The sequence below is a fragment of the Variovorax monticola genome (assembly GCF_051216855.1).
GTDB lineage: Bacteria > Pseudomonadota > Gammaproteobacteria > Burkholderiales > Burkholderiaceae_C > Variovorax.
In genome coordinates, this window is sequence record NZ_JBPJZP010000003.1 from 79966 (window position 1) to 102593 (window position 22628).

Sequence of the window (22628 nt, forward strand, 5' to 3'; positions counted from 1 at the left end):
ATCAGTGCAACCCGCCGCCGTAGTTGTCTTCGCGGATCACGCGGGGGGTGATTTCGCGCGGCTCGATCGATACCGGCTGGTAGACCACGCGCTTTTGTTCTTCGTCGTAACGCATCTCGACATGACCCGACACCGGGAAGTCCTTGCGGAACGGGTGGCCGATGAAGCCGTAGTCAGTGAGGATGCGGCGCAGGTCGTCGTGGCCGTCGAACACGATGCCGTACAGGTCGAAGGCTTCGCGCTCGAACCAGGTGCACGCGCTCCACACCGGCTGGAGCGAATCGACCACGGGCAGGTCTTCGCTCGGCGCGAACACCTTCAGGCGCACGCGCTGGTTGAGGCTCACCGACAGTAGGTGCGAGACCACGCAGAAGCGCTCGCCCTGCCACTCGCCTTCACGGTAATCGGAATAGTCCATGCCGCACAGGTCGACCAGTTGCTCGAAGCGGCAACCGGGCGCGTCGCGCAGCAGCGTGGCGGCCTCGATGTAGTCAGCGGCACCCACCACGACAGTCACCTCGCCCAGCGCGAGCGTCACGCTCCTGGCCTTGGCCCCGAGCGTCTCGGTGATGGTGGCGCGCAGCACCTCCGGCGAAATTGCAAAGTCAGTCATCGTCGGCAATCTCTCAGGCGCGGGCAATGGTGTTGGTGCGGCGAATCTTCTGCTGCAACTGGATCACGCCGTAAAGCAGAGCTTCGGCGGTGGGCGGGCAGCCCGGCACGTAGACATCGACGGGCACGATGCGGTCGCAGCCACGCACGACCGAATAGCTGTAGTGGTAGTAGCCACCGCCGTTCGCGCACGAGCCCATCGACAGCACCCAGCGCGGCTCGGGCATCTGGTCATAGACCTTGCGCAGCGCCGGCGCCATCTTGTTGCACAGCGTGCCGGCCACGATCATCAGATCGGACTGGCGGGGGCTGGGACGGAAAAGCATGCCGAAACGGTCGATGTCGTAGCGGGCAGCGCCCGCGTGCATCATTTCCACCGCACAGCATGCGAGGCCGAATGTCATCGGCCAGAGAGATCCGGTCTTCGCCCAGTTCACGACCGAGTCGTAGGTCGTGGTGACGAAGCCTTCTTTGAGAACGCCTTCAATGGCCATGGTGTAGCTTCCTTATTCCCAGTCGAGCGCGCCTTTTTTCCACTCGTAGGCGAAGCCCACGACGAGGATGGCGAGAAAGATCATCATGGCCCAGAAGCCGACGGCACCAATCTCCTTGAGCGCAATGGCCCACGGAAAGAGAAAGGCAATTTCGAGGTCGAACAGGATGAAGAGGATCGCGACGAGGTAGTAGCGCACGTCGAACTTCATGCGTGCGTCCTCGAAGGCTTCAAAGCCGCACTCGTAGGGAGCGTTCTTCGCGGCGTCGGGTCGGTTGGGCCCGAGGATGTATCCGATGACCTGAGGTGCGACGCCTACGCCGACTCCGACCAGAATGAACAAAAGGACGGGGAGGTAGGAGTCGAGATTCATCGAGGTTTTTCACCGCTTGCCACCGGCAAGAAGAACCCCTGGATGAGGTTTTCTGCCGATGAGATTTGGTGCGGTCGGCGAGACTCGAACTCGCACAGCTTTCGCCACTACCCCCTCAAGATAGCGTGTCTACCAATTTCACCACGACCGCGGTTTTTACTGTTCGGATGGCATGAGGTACCTGAAACAGGCATTTGGCTTTCCGAACAGATTTAGAGTTTACCCTGAAAAGAAGCCTTTTCTCACAGGTGACTCATGAAAACGAGTTGATTACTTGCCGGGGATCTGACCCGCGCCCGAAACCGGGGCAGCAGGTGCCGAAGCAGGCGCACTGGGAGCCCCTGCACCGGGGATTTCGTTCGCCGCACCAGGCGCCGTTGCAGGTGCACCGATGGCTGCGCGCTCCAGAAGACTGCCGCCCCCCGCAGGACGTGCGTGGCTGAAATAAGCCAGCAACAACGTGCATGCGAAGAAGACGGCGGCAAGCACTGCGGTGGTACGCGAAAGGAAGTTCGCACTGCCGCTGGCACCGAAGAGACTGCCGGCACTGCCGCTGCCGAAGGCAGCACCCATGTCGGCACCCTTGCCGTGCTGGATCAGGATCAAGCCGATCATCACGAGGGCGGACAGCATCTGCACGCCGACGAGAAGGTTGAGGACCACGTTCATTCGTTCTTACTCCTAAGTGATACAGCCGTTGCGCTTCAGCGCGCAGCGGCAGAAATGATCTGCAGAAAGTCGGGGGCCTTGAGCGACGCACCACCGATGAGGCCGCCGTCGATGTCGGCCTGCGCCAGCAACTCCGCGGCGTTGGCCGCGTTCATGCTGCCGCCATACAGAATCTGGATGCCCGCTGCATGCTCGCTGGCTGCGTGATGCAACTGCGCACGCAGCACGGCATGCACCGCCTGCGCCTGCGCCGGCGAGGCCGTCTTGCCCGTGCCGATGGCCCAGACGGGCTCGTAGGCCACGACGATCTCGCTGATGCAATGGCCGTTCACATGGATCACTGCGGCCAGCTGGCGCTTGACGACCTCTTCGGTCTGCCCTGCTTCGCGCTGCGCCAGCGTCTCGCCCACGCAGACGATCGGCGTGATGCCGTTCGCCAGTGCGGCGGCCGCCTTGGCCGCCACCGCGTCGTCGGTTTCGCCGTGGTACTGACGACGCTCAGAGTGCCCGACGATCGCATAGCGCACGCCGAAATCCTTGAGCATCGAAGCCGACTGCTCGCCGGTGAACGCACCTTGCGGATGTGCCGAGATGTCCTGCGCACCGAGCGCCAATGCCGGCGAGCCCGCCAGCAGCAATTGCAGCTGCGCAAAGTACGGCGCCGGCGCGCACAGCGCCACGTCGCAAGCCGCAGGGCTTGCGGCCAGGCCTTGCTGCAAGGCCTTCACCAGCGCCTCGTTGGCAACCAGGCCGCCATTCATCTTCCAGTTGCCGGCGATCAGTTTCTTCTTGGTTGTCATCGCGTTGTTCGTTGTCACCATGTCAGCACGATCTTGCCGATGTGCTGGTTCGATTCCATCAGCGTGTGAGCCTGGGCCGCGCCGCTGGGCTCACCTGCTGCCGCAAAGGTGCTGTGGATCACGGGCTTGATCGCGCCGCTTTCGAGCAGCGGCCACACCTTCTCGCGCAACGCCTTGGCAATGGCACCCTTGAACGCCACAGGCCTCGGACGCAACGTCGAGCCGGTGATCGTGAGGCGCCTGCGCAGCACGAGGCCCGCGTTGATCTGGGCCTTCACGCCGCCTTGCACCGCAATGATCACGAGCCTGCCGTCCTCGGCCAGACATTCGATCTCGCGCGCCACATACTCGCCCGCAACCATGTCGAGGATCACGTCCACGCCCTTGCCACCGGTGAGTTTCTTCGCCTCTTCGACGAAGTCGCTCGTGCGGTAGTTGATGGCGTGGTCGGCGCCCAGCTTCTTGCAGGCTTCGCACTTGTCGTCGCTGCCGGCCGTGACGATCACGGTGGCACCGAGCGCCTTGGCGATCTGGATCGCCGTGACGCCGATACCGCTCGAGCCGCCCTGGATCAGCAGCGTCTCGCCCTTTTGCAGGCGACCGCGTTCGAACACATTGCTCCAGACGGTGAAGAAGGTCTCGGGCAGCGACGCCGCGTCGGCGTCGCTCCAGCCCTTGGGCACCGGCAGGCATTGCGCCACGGGCGCCACGCAGAGCTCGGCATAGCCGCCGCCCGCGACGAGCGCGCAGACGTGGTCGCCGATCCTGAAGCCCGCCTCGGCCAACGCAGAGGCGTCGCCCGACACGATCTCGCCGGCCACTTCAAGGCCCGGCAGGTCGGACGCACCGGGCGGCACGGGGTAGTGCCCCATGCGCTGCAGCACGTCCGGGCGATTGACGCCACTCGCCGCCACGCGGATCAGCAACTCGCCCGCGCCGGCCACCGGGTCGGGACGCTGCGCGACGCGCAGAACCTCGGGGGCGCCGTGCGAAGTGATTTCAATGGCTTTCATGGTCTTTCGGCCTCCAACGCCCGCAGATGGGGCGAAGCTTGCTGTTCAAAAGATAGCCACGGCGGCATCGCGCCGCCGTGGCGCCCTTCTTACTCCTGAGGCTCGCGCGGGGCCTGTTGCTGCTCGCCGGCCGGGGCCTGCGGCTGCTCGTTGCGCGGCTGTTGCTGCTGGTCGTTGAAGCGCGGTGCGCGCTCGCCACGATCACCACCACGGTCGCCGCCGCGATCGCCACGGTCCGAACGCTCACGGCGCTCGCCGCCACGGTCGCCGCGATCACCACCACGGTCTTCGCGCGGCGGGCGCTCGCTGTATTCCATGCCGGCCGGACGCTCGGTCAGGGCCTTCATGGACAGCTTGACGCGGCCCTTTTCGTCGGTTTCGAGGACCTTGACCTTCACGATCTGGCCTTCGCTCAGATAGTCGGTCACCTTCTCGACGCGTTCGTGCGCGATCTGGCTGATGTGCAACAGGCCGTCCTTGCCGGGCAGCAGGTTGATGAGTGCGCCGAAGTCCAGGATCTTGGTGACCGGGCCTTCGTAGACCTTGCCGATTTCGACTTCGGCCGTGATCTGCTCGATGCGCTTCCTGGCCAGCTCGGCCTTTTCAGGATCGGTGGACGCGATGGTGATGAGGCCCGGATCTTCGTCGGAGATGTTGATCGTCGTGCCGGTCTCTTCCTGCAGACCGCGAATCACCGCGCCGCCCTTGCCGATCACGTCGCGGATCTTCTCGGGGTTGATGCGCATCGTGGTCAGGCGCGGTGCGAAGCTGGAGACTTCGGTCTTGGCCTCGCCCATGGCTTCCTGCATCTTGCCCAGGATGTGCATGCGCGCTTCCTTGGCTTGCGCCAGTGCGACCTGCATGATTTCCTTGGTGATGCCCTGGATCTTGATGTCCATCTGCAGCGCGGTGATGCCGTTGGTGGTACCCGCAACCTTGAAGTCCATGTCGCCCAGGTGATCTTCATCGCCCAGGATGTCGGTCAGCACTGCGAAGCGGTTGTCTTCCTTGATCAGGCCCATGGCGATGCCCGCCACGTGCGCCTTCATCGGCACGCCGGCGTCCATCATCGAGAGGCAGCCGCCGCAGACCGAAGCCATCGACGAGGAGCCGTTCGACTCGGTGATTTCAGACACCACGCGCACGGTGTACGGGAATTCTTCCTTGGTCGGCAGCACGGCGACGAGCGCGCGCTTGGCCAGGCGGCCGTGGCCGATTTCGCGGCGCTTGGTCGAGCCCATGCGGCCCACTTCGCCGGTGGCGAACGGAGGCATGTTGTAGTGGAACAGGAAGCGGTCTTCGTACTCGCCGGCCAGCGCGTCGATGCGCTGTGCGTCGCGTTCGGTGCCCAGCGTGGTGATGACCAGCGCCTGGGTTTCACCGCGCGTGAACAGGGCCGAGCCGTGGGTGCGGGGCAGCACCGAGTTGCGGATCTCGATGGGGCGCACGGTGCGCGTGTCGCGGCCGTCGATGCGGGGTTCGCCCGACAGGATCTGGCTGCGCACGATCTTCGATTCGATGGAGAACAGCAGGTCGTTGACCTTGCCCGAATCGAAGGGCTCGCCGCTTTCCTTCAGCGCGCTCATCACGCTGGCGTTGGCTTCGCGCAGGGCTTGGGTGCGGGCTTGCTTGCTGCGGATCTGGTAGACGGCGCGCAGCTTTTCTTCGGCCAGGCCCTTGACCTTGGCGACGAAGGCTTCGTCTTCGGCAGGCGCCTGCCAGTCCCACACCGGCTTGCCGGCGTCGCGCACGAGGTCATGGATCGCGTTGATGGCGATGCCGGCCTGTTCGTGGCCGAACACCACGCCGCCCAACATGATTTCTTCGCTGAGCTGCTTGGCTTCGGACTCGACCATCAGCACGGCGGCTTGGGTGCCGGCGACGACGAGGTCCATCTGCGAATCCTTGCGAGCCGTTTGACCCGGATTCAGCACGTACTGGCCGTTGATGTAGCCCACGCGGGCGGCGCCGATCGGGCCGCTGAACGGGATGCCGGAGATCGACAGGGCGGCGCTCACGCCGATCATGGCGGCGATGTCGGCGTCGACTTCGGGGTTGAGCGAGACGGTGTGGATGACCACATGCACTTCGTTCAGGAAGCCTTCGGGGAACAGCGGACGGATCGGACGGTCGATCAGGCGGCTGGTCAGCGTTTCGTGCTCGCTGGGCTTGGCTTCGCGCTTGAAGAAGCTGCCGGGGATCTTGCCTGCGGCGTAGGTCTTCTCGATGTAGTCGACGGTCAGCGGGAAGAAATCTTGACCCGGCTTGGCCGACTTGGAGGCGACCACGGTCGCCAGGATCACGGTGCCGTCGATGTCGACCAGCACAGCGCCATTGGCCTGGCGGGCGACTTCGCCCGTTTCCATGACGACGGTCTTGTCGCCCCATTGGAACGACTTGGTGACTTTGTTGAAGAGGCTCATTTTTGCTCCTGTTTTGATAGCAGACCACACAGGATCTGCAAGGGCTGGAGGCTTCTCAGAACACGATGCCATTCCAGTGAAGATCGCTCGAACCTCATTGGAATGACACAGCTTCGCTCTGTTTGGGCGCTCCGAAAAGTGGATCGCGAAGTAAAAAACGCCTGAGCTAGCGGACTAACCCAGGCGTTTTTTCATGCGATTCGGTTTACTTGCGCAGACCCAACTTGGCGATCAGCGCGGTGTAACGTTCAGCGTTCTTCGACTTGAGGTAGTCGAGGAGCTTGCGGCGGCGGCTCACCATGCGCAGCAGACCACGGCGACCGTGGTGGTCCTTGGCGTGGGTCTTGAAGTGGGGGGTGAGCTCGTTGATGCGGGCGGTCAGCAGTGCGACTTGCACTTCTGGGCTGCCGGTGTCGTTGGCGGCGCGGGCGTTGTCTTTGACGACTTCGGCCTTGATGGAGGCTGCGATCATGTTGAATTTTCCTTGTTCCGGGATGTTTGACTTGCGGTGAGCGCTGGAACTGCCCTCACCGTGCGCCTTGCGGCATGCAAAGCCTCGGGATTATAGCCCGGGCCCGGCTTGCCCCCAGGCTGTGCGCAATTCGCCGCCTCAGCCCTTGTGCTGCGGCTGCTGCGCCAACCAGTTGCGCAACCGCTCCACGCCCTTCACCAGCCGCTGCGGGTCTTTCGACGCGAAGCACCAGCGCAGCCAGCCCTGCGCCTCGGGCGCAAAGGCGTTGCCCGGCGCGAGCCCCAGGCCGGCTTCGGCCACCAGCCGCTTCGCCACGTCGAGCGAATCGCCGAAGAAGCCTTCGAGCCGGAAGAAGGCGTACATGCCGCCCTTGGCCGACGCCACCTGCACGCCCGGCAAGGCGGCCAGCAGCGGCACCAGCGTGTCGCGGCACAGCTTCAGGTGCGCCACCACGCGCGGCGTGATGTCGCTCGTGTGTTCGATGGCGGTGATGGCGGCGCGCTGCGTGAACACGCTGGCGCACGAGGTGTTGAACTCGATCAGCTTGCCGATGCCGTCCACCATCGACGGCGGCAGCACCAGCCAGCCCAGGCGCCAGCCGGTCATCAGGAAGCTCTTCGAGAAGCTGTGGGTCACGACGAGGCGATCGTCCGCTTTCGCGATGTCGAGAAAGCTCGGCGCGCAGCCATTGGCCGTCGGCTCGTAGTACAGCCGCTCGTACACCTCGTCGGCCAGGATCCAGGTGCCGGTGCGGCGGCAGTGGTCGAGCACGGCCTGCTGCTCGTCGCGCGTCATGGTCCAGCCCGTGGGGTTGTTGGGCGCGTTGACGATCAGCAGCTTCGTCGTCGGCGTGACCGCCGCGCGCAGCGCCGTCAGGTCGAGCGTCCACTGCCCGTTCACCGGCACCAGCGGCAGCGTGCGCACCTGCGCGCCCATGATCGCGGGCTGCGCCGTGAGGTTGGGCCACACCGGCGTGACGGCGACCACCTCGTCGCCCGCGTCGACCAGCGCCTGCACCGCGAGCATCAGCGCGCTCACGCCGCCCGAGGTCACGGCGATGCGCGAGGCCTCGACCGCCGGATGCAGCGCGCTGGTGTAGCGCGCAATGGCTTCGCGCAATTCCGGCAGGCCGAGGTTGTGCGAATAGAAAGTCTCGCCGCGCTGCAGCGACTCGATGGCCGCCTGGCGGATCACCTCGGGTGTGACTTCGTCGCTTTCGCCGAACCAGAAGGCCAGCACGTCGTCGCGGCCCATGCCGGCATTGGCGACTTCGCGGATCTTCGATGCTTCGAGGTTGTGGATGGCTTCACGCATGTCTGGGGTCCTGCTGTTGCGGGGTTGAGTTACGAAGGTCTCTTCATCTTGCACGAGGTCGGCAGCTCGGCGCGTTCGGGCGCGATGGTCTTCACCACGCGAAAGCCGTAGCCTGATCCCTCGACGTCGAACTGCACGCCCGGCCTGCCCTGCCGGTCCATCACGCCCACCACGAGCTGCTGCTGGAACTGGTGGTCGGTGGCGCGCATGCGGCCGCGCTGGCCGTACAGGCTCACGTCGGCCTGCTCCAGCGCGCGCGCGAGCGGCACCGCCTCGACGCTGCCCGCGCGTTCGACGGCCTGCGCGAGCGCCTCGACCATCAACTGCAGCCGCATGTGCACGTAGTCGTCGGCCGGCTTCGGAAAGCGCGCGCGGAAGGCGCGGTAGAAGGCTTCCGACTGCGAGGTCTGCACGTTCGGCAGCCAGTCGGCCACCGCGATCACGCGGCCGATGCCCGCGTCGCCGATGGCGGCCGGCGCACCCAGCGCATTGCCGTAGAAGGTGTAGAAAGTTCCGTTGAAACCTGCCTCGCGGGCGGCCTTCACCAGCAGCGTGAGGTCGTTGCCCCAGTTGCCCGTGACCACGGCCTGCGCGCCGCTCGCGATGATCTTGGTGGCATAGGGCGCGAAGTCCTTCACCTTGCCCATCGGATGCAGTTCGTCGCCGACGATCTCCACGTCGGGACGCTGCGCACCGAGCTGCCTGCGCGCCTCGCGCAGCACCGCCTGCCCGAAGCTGTAGTCCTGCCCGATCAGGTACGCGCGCTGGAGCGCGGCGTCGTCCTTCACCGCGGCCATCAGCGCGGCCACGCGCATGTCGGCATGCGCGTCGAAGCGGAAGTGCCAGAAGCTGCAGCGCTCGTTGGTGAGCACCGGATCGACCGCCGCATAGTTGAGGAAGATCACGCGGCGCGACGGATCGCGCTCGTTGTTCTTCTCGATGGCATCGACCAGCGCCGACGCCGTGGCCGACGAGTTGCCCTGCAGCACGATGCGTGCGCCGTCGTCCATCGCGGCGCGCAGCGCGGAGAGCGCTTCCTCGTTCTGACCCTTGCTGTCGTAGCGGTCCAGTTGCAGGGGCCGCGCGCCGCCGGGCAGCTTGACGCCACCGCGCGCGTTCACCCGTTCCACCGCCCACAGCAGGTTGCGGAACACCGCCTCGCCGGTGTTGGCGAACGGGCCGCTCATGCTTTCGATCAGTGCGAGGCGAATGGGTGCGGGAGGCGATGACGGCGCTGCTTGCGCCAGCGCGGCGAAGGGCCGCGCGCATAGCGCCAGCGCCGCGAATTTCAAGGCCTCGCGGCGCCAAATAAAGGAGGGATTCATTGTCTTGAAACGCTTGCCGACGCGCCTAAATGAGGTGTCAAGCGGCACTCACGATTGAACGGCCGCGCAGTGTAAGGGACACACATTCCTTGTCCCCATTGTGTTGATTCAGGAGTTCTTCATCATGTTTTTCGCACCCACCATCCGCACCGCCCGCTTCGCTCCCCGCGCCTATGACCGCGCCTTCGAACGCTTCGCCAGCGAAGCCTTCGCCGGCACCGGCCGTTCGCCGCTCGTGGAGCAGGACGACACCAGCTGGACCCTCTCGCTCGACGTGCCGGGCTTCGCTCGTGAAGACCTCACCATCGGCATCGAAGGCGCCGTGGTGCGCATCGACAGCAAGGCCGAGGCCAAGCGCCAGTTCAAGGCCGCCTACGAGTTGCCGCTGGACATCGACGTGACCGCGAGCGACGCCAAGCTCGAGAACGGCGTGCTCACGCTGAAGCTCGGCAAGCGGGTTCCGGTGAGCCAGGCCGCACAGTTGCAGATCAACTAGTTCGGCCTAAGCCCACAAGAAGAAAGTGTCAGCAAAGGTTCTTTTTGACTTTGAACATGCTCCCTATCCACAATAGGGCCGCATAACGTCACATCATGTGACGTTTTCTTAGTACTTTCTTCTTCGTGGGCGTCTCGTAAACGCATCGAGTTCCATGACGGTGCGGGTCGGGTGCCCCCTCACGGCACCATGCAAACACATCTCCAACCCGCCAATCCGGACGAACAGTCCGACACGCTCCTGATCTTCCTGCCAGGCGCGTACCTCAAGCCCGACGAGTTCGAGCGAGAGGGTTTCATCGCAGCGGTGCGCGAGCGCCACCTGGCCGCCGATGCTTTGCTGGTCGATGCGGACGTCAGCTATTACTACGAGCAGACCCTGAGCGATCGCCTGCACGCCGATGTCATCGAGCCGCAGCGCGCGAAAGGCTACAAGTCGATCTGGCTCGTGGGCATTTCCATCGGCGGCTTCGGCGCGCTGATCCACGAACTGGCACGTCCCGGCTCGGTGGACGGCATCGTGGCGCTGGCGCCCTATCTCGGGCGGCGCGTGCTCGGCGCGGAGATCAAGAAGGCCGGCGGCCTTCGCACATGGCAGGCCCCGACCGGCCCGCAGCCCGACGAGGAACCCGACCGCAAGCTGTGGCCCTTCTTCCAGCAGTACCTGCAGGACCAGACCGCGAAGAACCTGCCGCCGCTCTACCTGGGTTTCGGCCTCGAGGACCGCTTCGTCAACAACCACAAGCTGCTGGCCGACGCCCTGCCGTCGGGCCAGGTGTTCACCACCGAGGGCGGCCACGACTGGCCGCAATGGCGCCAGCTCTGGCGCAACATGCTCGACGTGCTGCCGCTGCCGTCGATCGGCCGCGCGCGCCAGCCGCTTACGCAGTCTCCGGTAGCGGCGCCTCGGGCGACAGCGACGCCATGGGCCATCGCGGCTTGACGTCGAACGCGTAGCGCTCGCTGGCCTGCGACAGGCCGGATTGCAGGCGCATCGCGGCGGCCATGGCGATCATGGCGCCGTTGTCGGTGCACAGGTGCAGCTCGGGATAGTGCACGCGCACCCCGCGCTTGGCGCAGGCGGCATTCAGTTGCTCGCGCAGGTTCGTGTTGGCCCCCACCCCACCCGCCACCACCAGGCGCTTCAGCCCGGTCTGGTCGAGCGCGGCGAGCGACTTCTTCAGCAGCACCTCGACGATGGCCGCCTGCGTGGACGCCGCCAGGTCGGCCTTGTTCGCTTCGAGCTGGTCGCCGAGCTTCTTGGCCTGCGTGAGCACGGCCGTCTTCAGGCCCGCGAACGAAAAGTCGAGGTCGCCGCTGTGCAGCAACGGGCGCGGCAGCTTGAAGGCCGTGGCATTGCCGCCCTCGGCCAGCTTCGCGAGCCACGGCCCGCCGGGATACGGCAGGCCCATGAGCTTGGCGCTCTTGTCGAAGGCCTCGCCGGCCGCGTCGTCGATGGTCTCGCCGAGCAGCGCGTAGCGGCCCACGCCGTCGACCCGCATCAGCTGGGTGTGACCGCCCGACACCAGCAGCGCGACGAACGGAAACTCCGGCGGATCGGCGCTCAGGAACGGCGACAGCAGATGCCCTTCGAGGTGATGCACGCCCAGCACCGGCTTGCCCAGCGCCACGCCCAGCGCGCAGGCCACGCCGGCGCCCACGAGCAACGCACCCGCCAGGCCCGGGCCACGCGTGTAGGCCACCACGTCGATTTCGGCGAGCGAGCGGCCGGCCTCGGCCATGACGGCTTCGGTCAGCGGCAGCACGCGGCGGATGTGGTCGCGGCTGGCCAGTTCGGGCACCACGCCGCCGTAGGCCTGGTGCATGGCGATCTGGCTGTGCAGCGCGTGCGAAAGCAGCACGGGCAGCGCATGGCCGTGCGACTCGACCAGCGCCACGCCGGTTTCATCGCAGGATGATTCGATTCCCAACAAGAGCATGCCGCCGAGTGTAGGTGGCGCCTGCCGCGCCCATCTCGCGAAGGGGCAAGCGAAAGCACAAGCGAAGATGGGGCACGGATGTTGCAGTGACAATCCGCCTTCCCCGCACCCCACCATGAAATCCGGACTGAGCTTCCTCATCGCCGCCCGCCGCTGCGAAATCGACGAGCTGGACCAGCTCGCCCGCACCAGCGAGCTGGTGGGCGTGATCGGGCGTCTGGTGCATGCGCTGCAGCGCGAACGCGGCATGTCGAACATCTTCCTTGCCACGCGCGGCAGCCGTTTCGCAGCGCAACGCGGTCCGCAGATCGCCGAATGCCTCGCGCTCGAGCACGAAGTGCGCGCCGGTTTCGACCAGTTGGCAACCGACGACCACCGCGGCGCGGGCGCGGGCAACGGCGCGCGGCTGTTCAGCCGCATCGCCTTCGTGCTGCCGGGGCTGGACGCCCTGCCCGGCTTGCGCCGCCGCATCGACGCGCTGGAACTCAAGCCCGCACAGGCGGTCGCCGCCTTCGCCAAGCTGATCGCCGGCCTGTTGTCGGTGGTGTTCGAAGCGGCCGATGGCGCCGCCGACCCGGAAATCTCGCGCCTGCTGGTTGCGATGTTCAACTTCATGCAGGGCAAGGAGTTCGCCGGCCAGGAGCGTGCCTTCGGGGCCGCCGCGCTCGCGACGGGCCGAAGCGACGAAGCGCAGCGCCTGCAGTGGCAGCACTTCATCGAGTCGCAGGAGCGCTGCTTCCAGGTGTTCACCGACTTCTCGGGCGAGGCCGTGCTCGCGCTGTGGCGCGACTGCCAACCCGACGGCATGCTCGCCGAGCTGGAGCGCATGCGGCGCCGCGGCGCCACCTCCGCCCCGGCCGACCCTGCGCTGAGCCAGGCCTGGTTCGACTGCTGCACCCGCCGCATCGACGCCATGAAGACCGTCGAGGACCGCCTGGCCGCCGACCTGCGCGCGCTGTGCGAGCGCAAGACCGCGCAGTCGCGCAGCGAACTGCTCGACTACCAGGCCCTGCTCGAAACCCTGGTCGACGCGGCGGCACCGCAGGCCACGGCCCTGTTCTTCGACGACGCCAATGCCCAGGCGACCGCCCCCGCGCAGTTCGGCCGCCACCTCGAGCGCTCTGTGCTCGACATGGTGCAGGAGCAATCGCACCGGCTGCAGGCGATGAGCGACGAACTCGAAACCGTGCGCGCCTCGCTCAACGAACGCAAGATCGTCGAGCGCGCCAAGGGCCTGCTGATGGCGCACCGCCGGCTCAGCGAAGAAGAGGCGCACAAGATGCTGCGCCAGACCGCCATGAACCAGAAGCGGCGGCTGATCGACGTGGCCGAGTCGATGCTGGCCATGGCCGACTACCTGCCCGTGGTCGAGCGCACGCCACCGCGCTGAAGCACAAACGTTTCAACTTGGTGCAGTGCACAACAAACGTGCCCGTGCCGGTTGCATAGACAAATACGGCGCTTGCCAGCGTCGCGCGGCCCTATCGCGCTCCTTTATCAATAGCAAACCGACGGCCTGAACAGCTGGCACAGCGTTTGCAAGTACCCAGCCTACAGACCCCCCAATGGGTCTTCAGGCAGGCGGCACCCAACGGCGGGTGCTTCCCACCTCACCGGACAAAGGCGTCCCCATCCCGCAAGGGCTCGTTTTCGAGCAGCCCCTGCGCGGTGCGGACGCCTTTTTTCGTTTCCGTTTTTGTTCTTGTCTCTTCTGTTCGTTCGCCTTCAACCGGAGCCCCGCCCCATGACCGATCTGCTCAAAACCCGCCTCAGCCGACGCCGCGTATTGCAAGCCGCCGCCATCGGCGCCGTGGGCATCGACCCCGCCCTGCGCGCGGCCGTCTGGGCCGCGGGCTCGGACAAGCCCGAGAAAGAAGAAGTGAAGATCGGCTTCATCCCGCTGACCGACTGCGCCAGCGTGGTGATGGCCTCGGTGCTGGGCATCGACAAGAAGTACGGCGTGAAGATCGTCCCCAGCAAGGAAGCCAGCTGGGCCGGCGTGCGCGACAAGCTGGTCAACGGCGAGCTCGACTTCGCCCATGTGCTCTACGGCCTCGTCTACGGCGTGCATGTGGGCGCGGGCGGCCCGAAGAAGGACATGGCCGTGCTCATGACCCTGAACAACAACGGCCAGGCCATCACGCTGTCGAAGAAGCTGGCCGACAAGGGCGCGGTCGACGCCGCCTCGCTCGCCAAGCTCATCGCCACCGAGAAGCGCGAATACACCTTCGCCCAGACCTTTCCCACCGGCACCCACGCCATGTGGCTGTACTACTGGCTGGCCTCGGCCGGCATCGATCCGTTCAAGGACGTGAAGAACATCACCGTGCCGCCGCCGCAGATGGTGGCCAACATGCGCATCGGCAACATGGACGGCTACTGCGTGGGCGAGCCCTGGGGCCAACGCGCGATCATGGACGGCATCGGCATCACCGCCATCACCACGCAGGACATCTGGAAGGACCACCCCGAGAAGGTGCTCGGCACCACCGGCGACTTCGTCAAGAAGTACCCCAACACCGCGCGCGCCGTGACCGCGGCCATCCTGGAGGCCAGCAAGTGGATCGACGCCGGCCTGCAGAACAAGAACAAGATGGCCGAGACCATCGCCGACAAGAGCTACGTCAACACCAGCGTGGACGCCATCAACCAGCGCATCCTGGGCCGCTACACCAACGGCCTGGGCAAGAGCTGGGACGACCCCAACCACATGAAGTTCTACAACGACGGCGCGGTGAACTTCCCTTACCTGTCGGACGGCATGTGGTTCCTCACGCAGCAAAAGCGCTGGGGCCTGCTGAAGGAACACCCCGACTACCTTAAGGTGGCCACCGAGATCAACCGCATCGACATCTACAAGCAGGCCGCCGCCGCCACGCAGACCCCGGTGCCCAAGGACGCGATGCGCACCAGCAAGCTGTTCGACGGCTCGGTCTGGGACGGCAAGGATCCGAAGAAGTACGCCGAGTCTTTCAAGTTGCATGCCTGAGGAGAAACACACCATGGTCAGCGCTGTTTTTCATTCGCCCCTCGATGCATCTCTCCCTCTCCCGCGTGCGGGAGAGGGCCGGGGTGAGGGTGTGCCCAAGGTCGAGGCCTCCCCTCACTCCAACCCTCTCCCCAAAGGGGAGAGGGAGCCAAGACAGCGCGCGCCGCTCGACCTGCGCGCCTTCTGGATGCGCGTGCTGCCCCCGTTCGCGGGCTTCGGCCTGCTGCTGCTGGTGTGGGAGCTCATCGCCGTGAACAGCACCACCGGCTTCCCCACGCCCCTGGCCGTGTGGCACCAGGCCGTGACGGTGTTCAGCGACCCGTTCTACAGCAAGGGTCCCAACGACCAGGGCGTGGGCTGGAACGTGCTGTCGTCGCTGCAGCGCGTGGCGCTGGGCTTCGGCCTGGCGGCGCTGGTGGGCATTCCGGCGGGCTTCGCCATCGGGCGCTTCGAGTTTCTTGCGCGCATGTTCAACCCGCTCATCAGCCTGCTGCGCCCGGTGTCCCCGCTGGCCTGGCTGCCCATCGGCCTGCTGGTGTTCAAGGGCGCCAACCCGGCGGCCATCTGGACCATCTTCATCTGCTCGATCTGGCCGATGGTCATCAACACCGCCGTGGGCGTGCAGCGCGTGCCCAGCGACTACATGAACGTGGCCAAGGTGCTGAACCTGAGCGAATGGAAGATCCTCACCAAGATTTTGTTCCCCGCCGTGCTGCCCTACATGCTGACCGGCGTGCGGCTGGCCGTCGGCACCGCGTGGCTGGTGATCGTGGCGGCCGAGATGCTCACGGGCGGCGTGGGCATCGGCTTCTGGGTGTGGGACGAGTGGAACAACCTCAACGTGGCCAACATCATCATCGCGATCTTCGTGATCGGCATCGTCGGCCTGGTGCTGGAGTTCGCGCTCATCAAGCTGGCCACCGCATTCACGTTCGAAGAGGTGAAGTCATGAACGACGACAGCAAGTACATCGAAATTCATGACGTCGAGCAGGCGTTCAAGACGCCCAAGGGCCGCTTCGTCGCGCTGCGCGACGTGAACCTGAACGTGGCCAAGGGCGAGTTCATCACGCTCATCGGCCACTCGGGCTGCGGCAAGTCGACGCTGCTGAACCTGATCGCCGGGCTGACCACGCCCACCCAGGGCGTGCTGCTGTGCGCCAACAGGGAAATCAAGGGCCCCGGCCCCGAGCGTGCGGTGGTGTTCCAGAACCACTCGCTGCTGCCCTGGCTCACCTGCTTCGAGAACGTGTACCTCGCCGTCGAACGCGTGTTCGCGGCCACCGAAGGCAAGGCGCAGCTGCGCGAACGCACCGACGCGGCGCTGGCGCTGGTGGGCCTCACACCCGCCGCGCAGAAGCGCCCCGGCGAAATCTCCGGCGGCATGAAGCAGCGCGTGGGCATTGCGCGCGCGCTGTCGATGGAGCCCAAGGTGCTGCTGATGGACGAGCCCTTCGGCGCGCTCGACGCGCTCACCCGCGCCAAGCTGCAGGACGAGCTGCTCGCCATCGTGCAGAAGACGCACAGCACCGTGGTCATGGTGACGCACGACGTCGACGAGGCCGTGCTGCTGAGCGACCGCATCGTGATGCTCACCAACGGCCCGGCCGCCACCATCGGCGACGTGCTGGCGGTGAACATCGCGCGCCCGCGCAACCGCGTGGCGCTGGCCGAAGACCCGGCCTACGTGCACGCCCGCAAGGCCGTCATCGACTTTCTCTACACGCGCCAGGCGCATGTGGAAAAAACGGCGGCCTGACCGGCAGCCGCAGGAGCACAACACCATGGACATGCGTGTGAAAAAACAGAAGCTCGTGATGGTCGGCAACGGCATGGCCGGCGTGCGCACCATCGAGGAGCTGCTCAAGGTCGAGCCCGACCTGTACGACATCACGGTGTTCGGCGCGGAGCCGCACCCCAACTACAACCGCATCCTGCTGTCGCCCGTGCTGGCGGGCGAGCAGACGGTGGAAGAGATCATCCTCAACCCGTGGAGCTGGTACGAAGAGAACGGCATCACGCTGCACGCCGGCAAGAAGGTGGCGAGCGTCGACCGCGTGAAGCGCGTGGTGCGCGCCGAGGACGGCACCGAGGCCGCCTACGACCGCCTGCTGCTGTGCACCGGCTCCAACCCCTTCATGCTGCCCGTGCCGGGCGCCAAGCTCGAAGGCGTCATTGCCTACCGCGACATCGCCGACACCATCCTCATGATCGAGACCGCGAAGACGCACAAGCACGCGGTCGTCATCGGCGGCGGGCTGCTCGGGCTCGAAGCGGCCAACGGCCTGATGAAGCGCGGCATGCAGGTCACGGTGGTGCACGTCAACCCGTGGCTGATGGAGCGCCAGCTCGACGAGGTGGCGGGCAAGCTGCTGCAGAAGTCGCTGGAAGAGCGCGGCATGAAGTTCCTGATCGGCGCGCAGACGCAGGAGCTGGTCGGTGACGCCGACGACGGCAAGGCCGGCCGGGTCCAATCGATCCGCTTCAAGGACGGCCTCGAAGTGCCGACCGACCTCGTGGTGATGGCCGTGGGCATCCGCCCCAACACCGCGCTGGCCGAGAGCATGCGCCTGCACGTCAACCGCGGCATCGTGGTGACGGACACCATGCAGACCGTGACCGACGCGCGCATCTACTCGGTGGGCGAATGCGCGGCGCACCGCGGCATCGCCTACGGGCTGGTGGCACCGCTGTTCGAGCAGGCCAAGGTGGCGGCCAACCACCTCGCGATGTTCGGCATCGGCCGCTACATGGGCTCGCTCACCTCCACCAAGCTGAAAGTGACGGGCATCGACCTGTTCAGCGCGGGCGACTTCCAGGGCGGCGAAGGCACGGAAGAAATCGTCATGAGCGACCCCTTCGGCGGCGTCTACAAGAAGCTGGTGATCAAGGACGACAAGCTGGTGGGCGCCTGCCTGTACGGCGACACGGTGGACGGCAGCTGGTACTTCAAGCTGCTGCGCGACGGGCGCAGCGTGCACGACATCCGCGACAAGCTGATGTTCGGGGAATCGAACATCGGCGACACCGGCCACGAAGGCCACAGCAAGGCCGCGAGCATGCCCGACGACGCCGAAGTGTGCGGCTGCAACGGCGTGAACAAGGGCACGATCTGCAAAGCCATCAAGGACAAGGGCCTGTTCACGCTCGACGAGGTGAAGAAGCACACCAAGGCCAGCGCCAGCTGCGGCTCGTGCACCGGGTTGGTCGAGCAGATATTGATGTTCACGGCCGGCGGCGACTACTCGGCCACGCCGAAGAAAAAAGCCGTGTGCGGCTGCACCGACGCGAGCCACCAGGACGTGCGCGACGCCATTCGCAAGGAACACTACCTCACGCACGACGAGGTGTATCGCAACCTGGGCTGGCGCACGCCCAACGGCTGCGCCACCTGCCGCCCTGCCGTCAACTACTACCTGATCAGCACCTGGCCGAAGGAGGCGAAGGACGACCCGCAGAGCCGCTTCGTCAACGAGCGCAGCCACGCCAACATCCAGAAGGACGGCACCTACTCGGTCATTCCGCGCATGTGGGGCGGCCACACCACGCCCGACGAACTGCGCCGCATCGCCGATGCGGCCGACAAGTACAACATTCCGACCGTCAAGGTCACGGGCGGACAGCGCATCGACCTGCTGGGTGTGAAGAAGGAAGACCTGGAGGGCGTGTGGAAGGACATCGGCATGCCCTCGGGCTTTGCCTACGCCAAGTCGCTGCGCACGGTGAAGACCTGCGTGGGCAGCGAGTGGTGCCGCTTCGGCACGCAAGACTCCACGCAGATGGGCAAGGACCTGGAGCGCGCGCTGTGGGCCATGTACGCGCCGCACAAGGTCAAGCTGGCCGTGTCGGGGTGCCCCCGCAACTGCGCGGAATCGGGCATCAAGGACGTGGGCGTGATCGGCGTCGACTCGGGCTGGGAGCTGTACGTGGGCGGCAACGGCGGCATCAAGACCGAGGTGGCGCAGTTCCTCGTCAAGGTGAAGACCAGCGAGGAAGTGATGGAGTACGCGGGCTCCTTCCTGCAGCTGTACCGCGAGGAAGGCTGGTACCTGGAGCGCACGGTGCACTACATCGCCCGCGTGGGCCTGGACTACGTGAAGAAGAAGATCCTGGAAGACGCCGAAGGCCGCAAGGCGCTGTGGGAGCGGTTGCAGTTCGCGCTCGACGGCGAGCCCGACCCCTGGTTCGAATCGGCCAAGGCCTCGGTGGACGTGCGGCAGTTCGCGCCGCTGGCTGTCGCCGACAACGCCGCGCAGCCGGCGTGAAGGAAGACACCATGAGCGATTGGAAAGTCATCTGCCGCATCGACGACATCCCCGTGCTCGGCGCGCGCCGCGTGACGCGGCCCGCGGGCGTGGACGTCGCGGTGTTCCGCAACGCGGACAACCAGGTGTTCGCGCTGCTCGACCGCTGCCCGCACAAGGGCGGCCCGCTGAGCCAGGGCATCGTGTTCGGCACCAGCGTGGCCTGCCCGCTGCACAACTGGGCCATCGGGCTGGACGACGGCTGCGCCAAGTCGCCCGACGAAGGCTGTACGCCGCGCTTCTCGGTGAAGGTGACGGACGGCGTGGTGCACCTCGATGCGCGCGAACTGTCCACGCACGCCGTCGACCTGCCGCGCCCCGTCGCCGGTCCGAAGCCGTTCGCGGTGTTGTCCCCTCTCCTCCACTCCAGCGGTGGAGAGGACTAGGGTGAGGGCAGCAGCGTGACCATCGCCGGTGGCGTGCCCATTTTCAGCACTGCGAGCTCTCTCCCCAACCCTCCCCCGGAAGGGGAGGGAGCCATGCGGGAAACGAAGTCCACCTGCCCCTACTGCGGCGTGGGCTGCGGCGTGGTCATCGAATCGCGCGGCAGCGAAATCACCGGCGTGCGCGGCGACCCCGACCATCCGGCCAACTTCGGCCGCCTGTGCACCAAGGGCTCGACGCTGCACCTCACGGCCAGCGCCACGGTCACGCGCCAGACGCGGCTGCTGCAGCCGCTGCAGCGACTCGCGCGCGGCCAGGCCCCCGCGGCGGTGCCGTGGAACACAGCGCTGGACAACGCCTCGGCCAAGTTCGCCCAGGTGATTCGCGACCACGGCCCCGACGCGGTCGGCTTCTACGTGTCGGGCCAGCTGCTCACCGAGGACTACTACGTCTTCAACAAGCTCGCCAAGGGCCTGGTGGGCACCAACAACATCGACACCAACTCGCGCCTGTGCATGAGCAGCGCGGTGGCCGGCTACAAGCAGACGCTGGGCGCCGACGCACCGCCGGCCTGCTACGACGACCTGAAGCACGCCGACTGCCTGTTCATCGTGGGCAGCAACACGGCGTGGGCGCACCCCATTCTTTTTCGCCGCATCGAGGACGCGAAGGCCGCGAACCCGGCGCTCAAGATCGTCGTGGCCGACCCGCGCCGCACCGACACGGTGGAAATAGCCGACCTGTTCCTGCCGATACAGCCCGGCACCGACGTCATGCTGTTCAACGGCATGCTGCACCTGATGCTGTGGGAAGGCTGGACCGACGCGGCGTACATCGCGGCCCACACCAGCGGCTTCGACGCGCTGAAGGCCACGGTGCGCGACTGCACACCCGACAAGGTGGCGCAGGTGTGCGGCATCTCGAAGGAAGACCTGTTCGAGGCCGCGCGCCTCTTCGCGACCTCGCCGGCCACGCTGAGCCTGTACTGCCAGGGCCTGAACCAGTCTTCGAGCGGCACGGCGAAGAACGCGGCGCTCATCAACCTGCACCTGGCGAGCGCGCAGATCGGCCGCCCCGGCGCCGGACCGTTCTCGCTGACGGGCCAGCCCAATGCGATGGGCGGTCGCGAAGTCGGCGGCCTGGCCAACCTGCTGAGCGCGCACCGCGACCTGGCGAACCCCGAACACCGCGCCGAAGTGGCCGCGCTGTGGGGTGTGCCCACGGTGCCCGAGAAGCCCGGCAAGACCGCCGTCGAGATGTTCCAGGCCGCGGCCGACGGCGAGATCCGCGCGCTGTGGATAGCCTGCACCAACCCCGCCCAGTCGATGCCCGACCAGGCCACGGTGCGCCGCGCGCTGGAACGCGCCGAATTCGTCGTGGTGCAGGAGGCCTTCGCCACCACCGCCACCTGCGCCTTCGCCGACCTGCTGCTGCCCGCCACCACCTGGGGCGAAAAGGAAGGCACCGTGACCAACAGCGAGCGCCGCATCTCGCGCGTGCGAGCCGCGGTGCCGGCGCCGGGCGAGGCGCGCAACGACTGGTCGATCGCGGTGGCCTTCGCGCACCGGCTCGAACGGCATCTGGGCCGCGGCTTCACGCTGTTTCCCTACGACACGGCCGAATCGGTGTGGAACGAACACCGCGAATCGACGCGCGGGCGCGACCTGGACATCACCGGCATGAGCTACCCGATGCTGGAGACCGCCGGCCCGCAGCAATGGCCGCTGAAGGAAGGCGAAAGCACCGGCCGCGTGCGCCTGTACGAAGACGGCGTGTTCCCCACGCCCGACGGCCGCGCACGCTTCGTCGACACTGCCTACAAGCCGGTGGCCGAGGCCCGCGAGGCGCGCTACCCCTTCTCGCTGAACACCGGCCGCCTGCGCGACCAGTGGCACGGCATGAGCCGCACCGGCACGGCCGGCCGGCTGTTCGGGCACGTGTCCGAGCCGATGGTGCAGATGCACGCGCAGGACATGGCGCGCCGGCAGATCCAGGAAGGCGACCTGGTGCACCTGACCTCGAAGCGCGGCTCGATCCTGCTGCCGGCGCGCGCCAGCGCCGAGGTGGGCATGAGCCAGGCCTTCGTCGCGATGCACTGGGGCGAGGAGTACCTGAGCGGCTGTTCGTCGACCGGCGAGCGGCTCGCGGGCATCAACGCGCTGACCACGCCGGCCTATTGCCCCACTTCGAAGCAGCCCGAGCTGAAGCACACGCCGGTGAAGATCCTCAAGGCCGAGCTGCCCTGGTCGCTGCTGGCCATGGCCTGGCTGCCCGCCGGCGCCTCGCTGACCGCGCACCGCGCGCTGCAGCCCTTGATGGCCATGTTTGCGTTCGCGACCTGCGTGCCGTTCGCGGGGAACACGCAGGGCCAGGAACGCAGCGGCCTGCTGTTTCGCGCCGCCGCGCACGACGCGCCCGACGAGGCGCTGGTCGCGCAGATCGAAGCCCTGCTCGGCCTGCAGACCGCCGACACCCTGCGCTACGCCGACCGCCGCCGCGGCCAGCGCCGCTCGGCCCGGCTGGTGCGCCGCCCTGACGGCAGCGCGGGCCTCGAAGCCTTCCTGCTGGGCGGCGACACCAGCGCCGAGGCCTGGATCGCCACGCTGCTGCGCGAGGAGCTGCCGGCGCAGACCTATGGCCGCCTGCTGCTGTCGCCGGGCACACGCGCGCCGGTGGCCGTGCAATCGCGCGGCAGGACGGTGTGCACCTGTTTCAACGTGGCGGACCTGGCGATACAGACCGAACTGGGGCGCTGCAGCGGGACGGCGGACGAGCGGCTGGTCAAGCTGCAGGGGGCGCTGAAATGCGGGACCAACTGCGGGTCGTGCATTCCGGAGCTCAAGCGGATGGTGCGGGGGACGGCGGTGGAGGCGGAGGCGATATCGTGATGCACCGCCGCCTGCATTGCCCCCTCTCCCCTTGGGGGAGAGGGCTGGGGTGAGGGTGAGCGGCGATGAAGCCCGCGCGATGTGGCGAGGCCGTTGCCCTCACCCTGACCCTCTCCCGCAAGCGGGAGAGGGAAC

The 22628-nt window shown here is 66.6% G+C and carries 20 protein-coding genes and 1 tRNA gene; 9 read left to right on the forward strand and 12 right to left on the reverse strand.

Annotated elements, in window-relative coordinates; genetic code table 11:
• Nucleotide 1: 1 nt before the first annotated feature.
• The 11 genes from ACSFA5_RS11500 to ACSFA5_RS11550 form a co-directional block, all read right to left on the reverse strand.
• Nucleotides 2–613 (reverse strand): NADH-quinone oxidoreductase subunit C, encoded by a 612-nt coding sequence (locus ACSFA5_RS11500; protein ID WP_435444166.1) that lies wholly within the window; start codon nt 611–613, stop codon nt 2–4.
• A 13-nt stretch (nt 614–626) separates the two neighbouring features.
• Complete coding sequence (locus tag ACSFA5_RS11505) at nt 627–1106, reverse strand: NuoB/complex I 20 kDa subunit family protein (RefSeq protein WP_007837763.1); 480 nt, start codon at nt 1104–1106, stop codon at nt 627–629.
• Nucleotides 1107–1118: 12 nt separating this feature from the next.
• On the reverse strand, nt 1119–1478 hold the full coding sequence (locus tag ACSFA5_RS11510) for an NADH-quinone oxidoreductase subunit A (RefSeq protein WP_012748607.1): 360 nt from the start codon (nt 1476–1478) through the stop codon (nt 1119–1121).
• Nucleotides 1479–1544: 66 nt separating this feature from the next.
• Nucleotides 1545–1629, reverse strand: a tRNA-Leu gene (locus ACSFA5_RS11515).
• A gap of 119 nt (nt 1630–1748) precedes the next feature.
• The gene (gene secG / locus ACSFA5_RS11520; protein WP_435444167.1) at nt 1749–2147 is read right to left on the reverse strand and encodes a preprotein translocase subunit SecG; all 399 of its coding nucleotides are present in this window, start codon (nt 2145–2147) and stop codon (nt 1749–1751) included.
• Between the two features lie 35 nt (nt 2148–2182).
• Nucleotides 2183–2968 carry a triose-phosphate isomerase gene (tpiA, locus tag ACSFA5_RS11525; protein ID WP_435444168.1) on the reverse strand — a complete coding sequence of 262 codons (786 nt, stop codon included), beginning with the start codon at nt 2966–2968 and terminating at the stop codon, nt 2183–2185.
• Nucleotides 2962–3960 carry an NAD(P)H-quinone oxidoreductase gene (locus ACSFA5_RS11530; RefSeq protein WP_435444169.1) on the reverse strand — a complete coding sequence of 333 codons (999 nt, stop codon included), beginning with the start codon at nt 3958–3960 and terminating at the stop codon, nt 2962–2964. The genes tpiA and ACSFA5_RS11530 overlap by 7 nt, the downstream gene beginning before the upstream one ends.
• 89 nt (nt 3961–4049) lie before the next feature.
• The gene (gene pnp / locus ACSFA5_RS11535) at nt 4050–6383 is read right to left on the reverse strand and encodes a polyribonucleotide nucleotidyltransferase (protein WP_435444170.1); all 2334 of its coding nucleotides are present in this window, start codon (nt 6381–6383) and stop codon (nt 4050–4052) included.
• A gap of 205 nt (nt 6384–6588) precedes the next feature.
• Nucleotides 6589–6855, reverse strand: a complete 267-nt coding sequence (rpsO, locus tag ACSFA5_RS11540) for a 30S ribosomal protein S15 (RefSeq protein ID WP_093128570.1) — start codon at nt 6853–6855, stop codon at nt 6589–6591.
• A gap of 138 nt (nt 6856–6993) precedes the next feature.
• On the reverse strand, nt 6994–8223 hold the full coding sequence (locus tag ACSFA5_RS11545) for a pyridoxal phosphate-dependent aminotransferase (RefSeq protein WP_435444171.1): 1230 nt from the start codon (nt 8221–8223) through the stop codon (nt 6994–6996).
• Nucleotides 8199–9494 (reverse strand): branched-chain amino acid ABC transporter substrate-binding protein, encoded by a 1296-nt coding sequence (locus ACSFA5_RS11550; RefSeq protein WP_435444172.1) that lies wholly within the window; start codon nt 9492–9494, stop codon nt 8199–8201. Before ACSFA5_RS11550 ends, ACSFA5_RS11545 begins: the two co-directional genes overlap by 25 nt.
• 124 nt (nt 9495–9618) lie before the next feature.
• On the opposite strand from ACSFA5_RS11550, the gene ACSFA5_RS11555 reads away from it, so the two are divergent.
• A complete protein-coding gene (locus ACSFA5_RS11555; RefSeq protein ID WP_435444173.1) occupies nt 9619–9990 on the forward strand; it encodes an Hsp20/alpha crystallin family protein in 372 nt (123 codons plus the stop codon).
• A gap of 189 nt (nt 9991–10179) precedes the next feature.
• Nucleotides 10180–10932 (forward strand): alpha/beta hydrolase-fold protein, encoded by a 753-nt coding sequence (locus tag ACSFA5_RS11560; RefSeq protein WP_435444174.1) that lies wholly within the window; start codon nt 10180–10182, stop codon nt 10930–10932.
• Here the strand turns inward: ACSFA5_RS11560 and tsaD are convergent.
• A complete protein-coding gene (tsaD, locus tag ACSFA5_RS11565; protein WP_435444175.1) occupies nt 10871–11929 on the reverse strand; it encodes a tRNA (adenosine(37)-N6)-threonylcarbamoyltransferase complex transferase subunit TsaD in 1059 nt (352 codons plus the stop codon). The genes ACSFA5_RS11560 and tsaD overlap by 62 nt on opposite strands.
• Before the next feature lie 115 nt (nt 11930–12044).
• Here tsaD and ACSFA5_RS11570 point away from each other — a divergent pair, with 115 nt between their 5' ends.
• From ACSFA5_RS11570 to ACSFA5_RS11600, 7 genes are all read left to right on the forward strand, one after another.
• Entirely contained in the window at nt 12045–13319 is a 1275-nt protein-coding gene (locus tag ACSFA5_RS11570) for a nitrate- and nitrite sensing domain-containing protein (protein ID WP_435444176.1), read from the forward strand.
• 354 nt (nt 13320–13673) lie between these two features.
• A complete protein-coding gene (locus ACSFA5_RS11575; protein ID WP_435444177.1) occupies nt 13674–14918 on the forward strand; it encodes a CmpA/NrtA family ABC transporter substrate-binding protein in 1245 nt (414 codons plus the stop codon).
• 13 nt (nt 14919–14931) lie between these two features.
• Nucleotides 14932–15870: a nitrate ABC transporter permease gene (ntrB, locus tag ACSFA5_RS11580; RefSeq protein ID WP_435444178.1), complete on the forward strand. Its 939-nt coding sequence runs from the start codon at nt 14932–14934 to the stop codon at nt 15868–15870.
• Nucleotides 15867–16676, forward strand: coding sequence for an ABC transporter ATP-binding protein (locus ACSFA5_RS11585; protein WP_435444179.1), 810 nt, complete (start codon nt 15867–15869; stop codon nt 16674–16676). Before ntrB ends, ACSFA5_RS11585 begins: the two co-directional genes overlap by 4 nt.
• A gap of 25 nt (nt 16677–16701) precedes the next feature.
• Nucleotides 16702–19182 (forward strand): nitrite reductase large subunit NirB, encoded by a 2481-nt coding sequence (gene nirB / locus ACSFA5_RS11590; protein ID WP_435444180.1) that lies wholly within the window; start codon nt 16702–16704, stop codon nt 19180–19182.
• An 11-nt stretch (nt 19183–19193) separates the two neighbouring features.
• Nucleotides 19194–19607, forward strand: a complete 414-nt coding sequence (gene nirD, locus ACSFA5_RS11595; protein ID WP_435444181.1) for a nitrite reductase small subunit NirD — start codon at nt 19194–19196, stop codon at nt 19605–19607.
• A 93-nt stretch (nt 19608–19700) separates the two neighbouring features.
• On the forward strand, nt 19701–22493 hold the full coding sequence (locus ACSFA5_RS11600) for a nitrate reductase (protein ID WP_435444182.1): 2793 nt from the start codon (nt 19701–19703) through the stop codon (nt 22491–22493).
• Nucleotides 22494–22628: the final 135 nt, after the last annotated feature.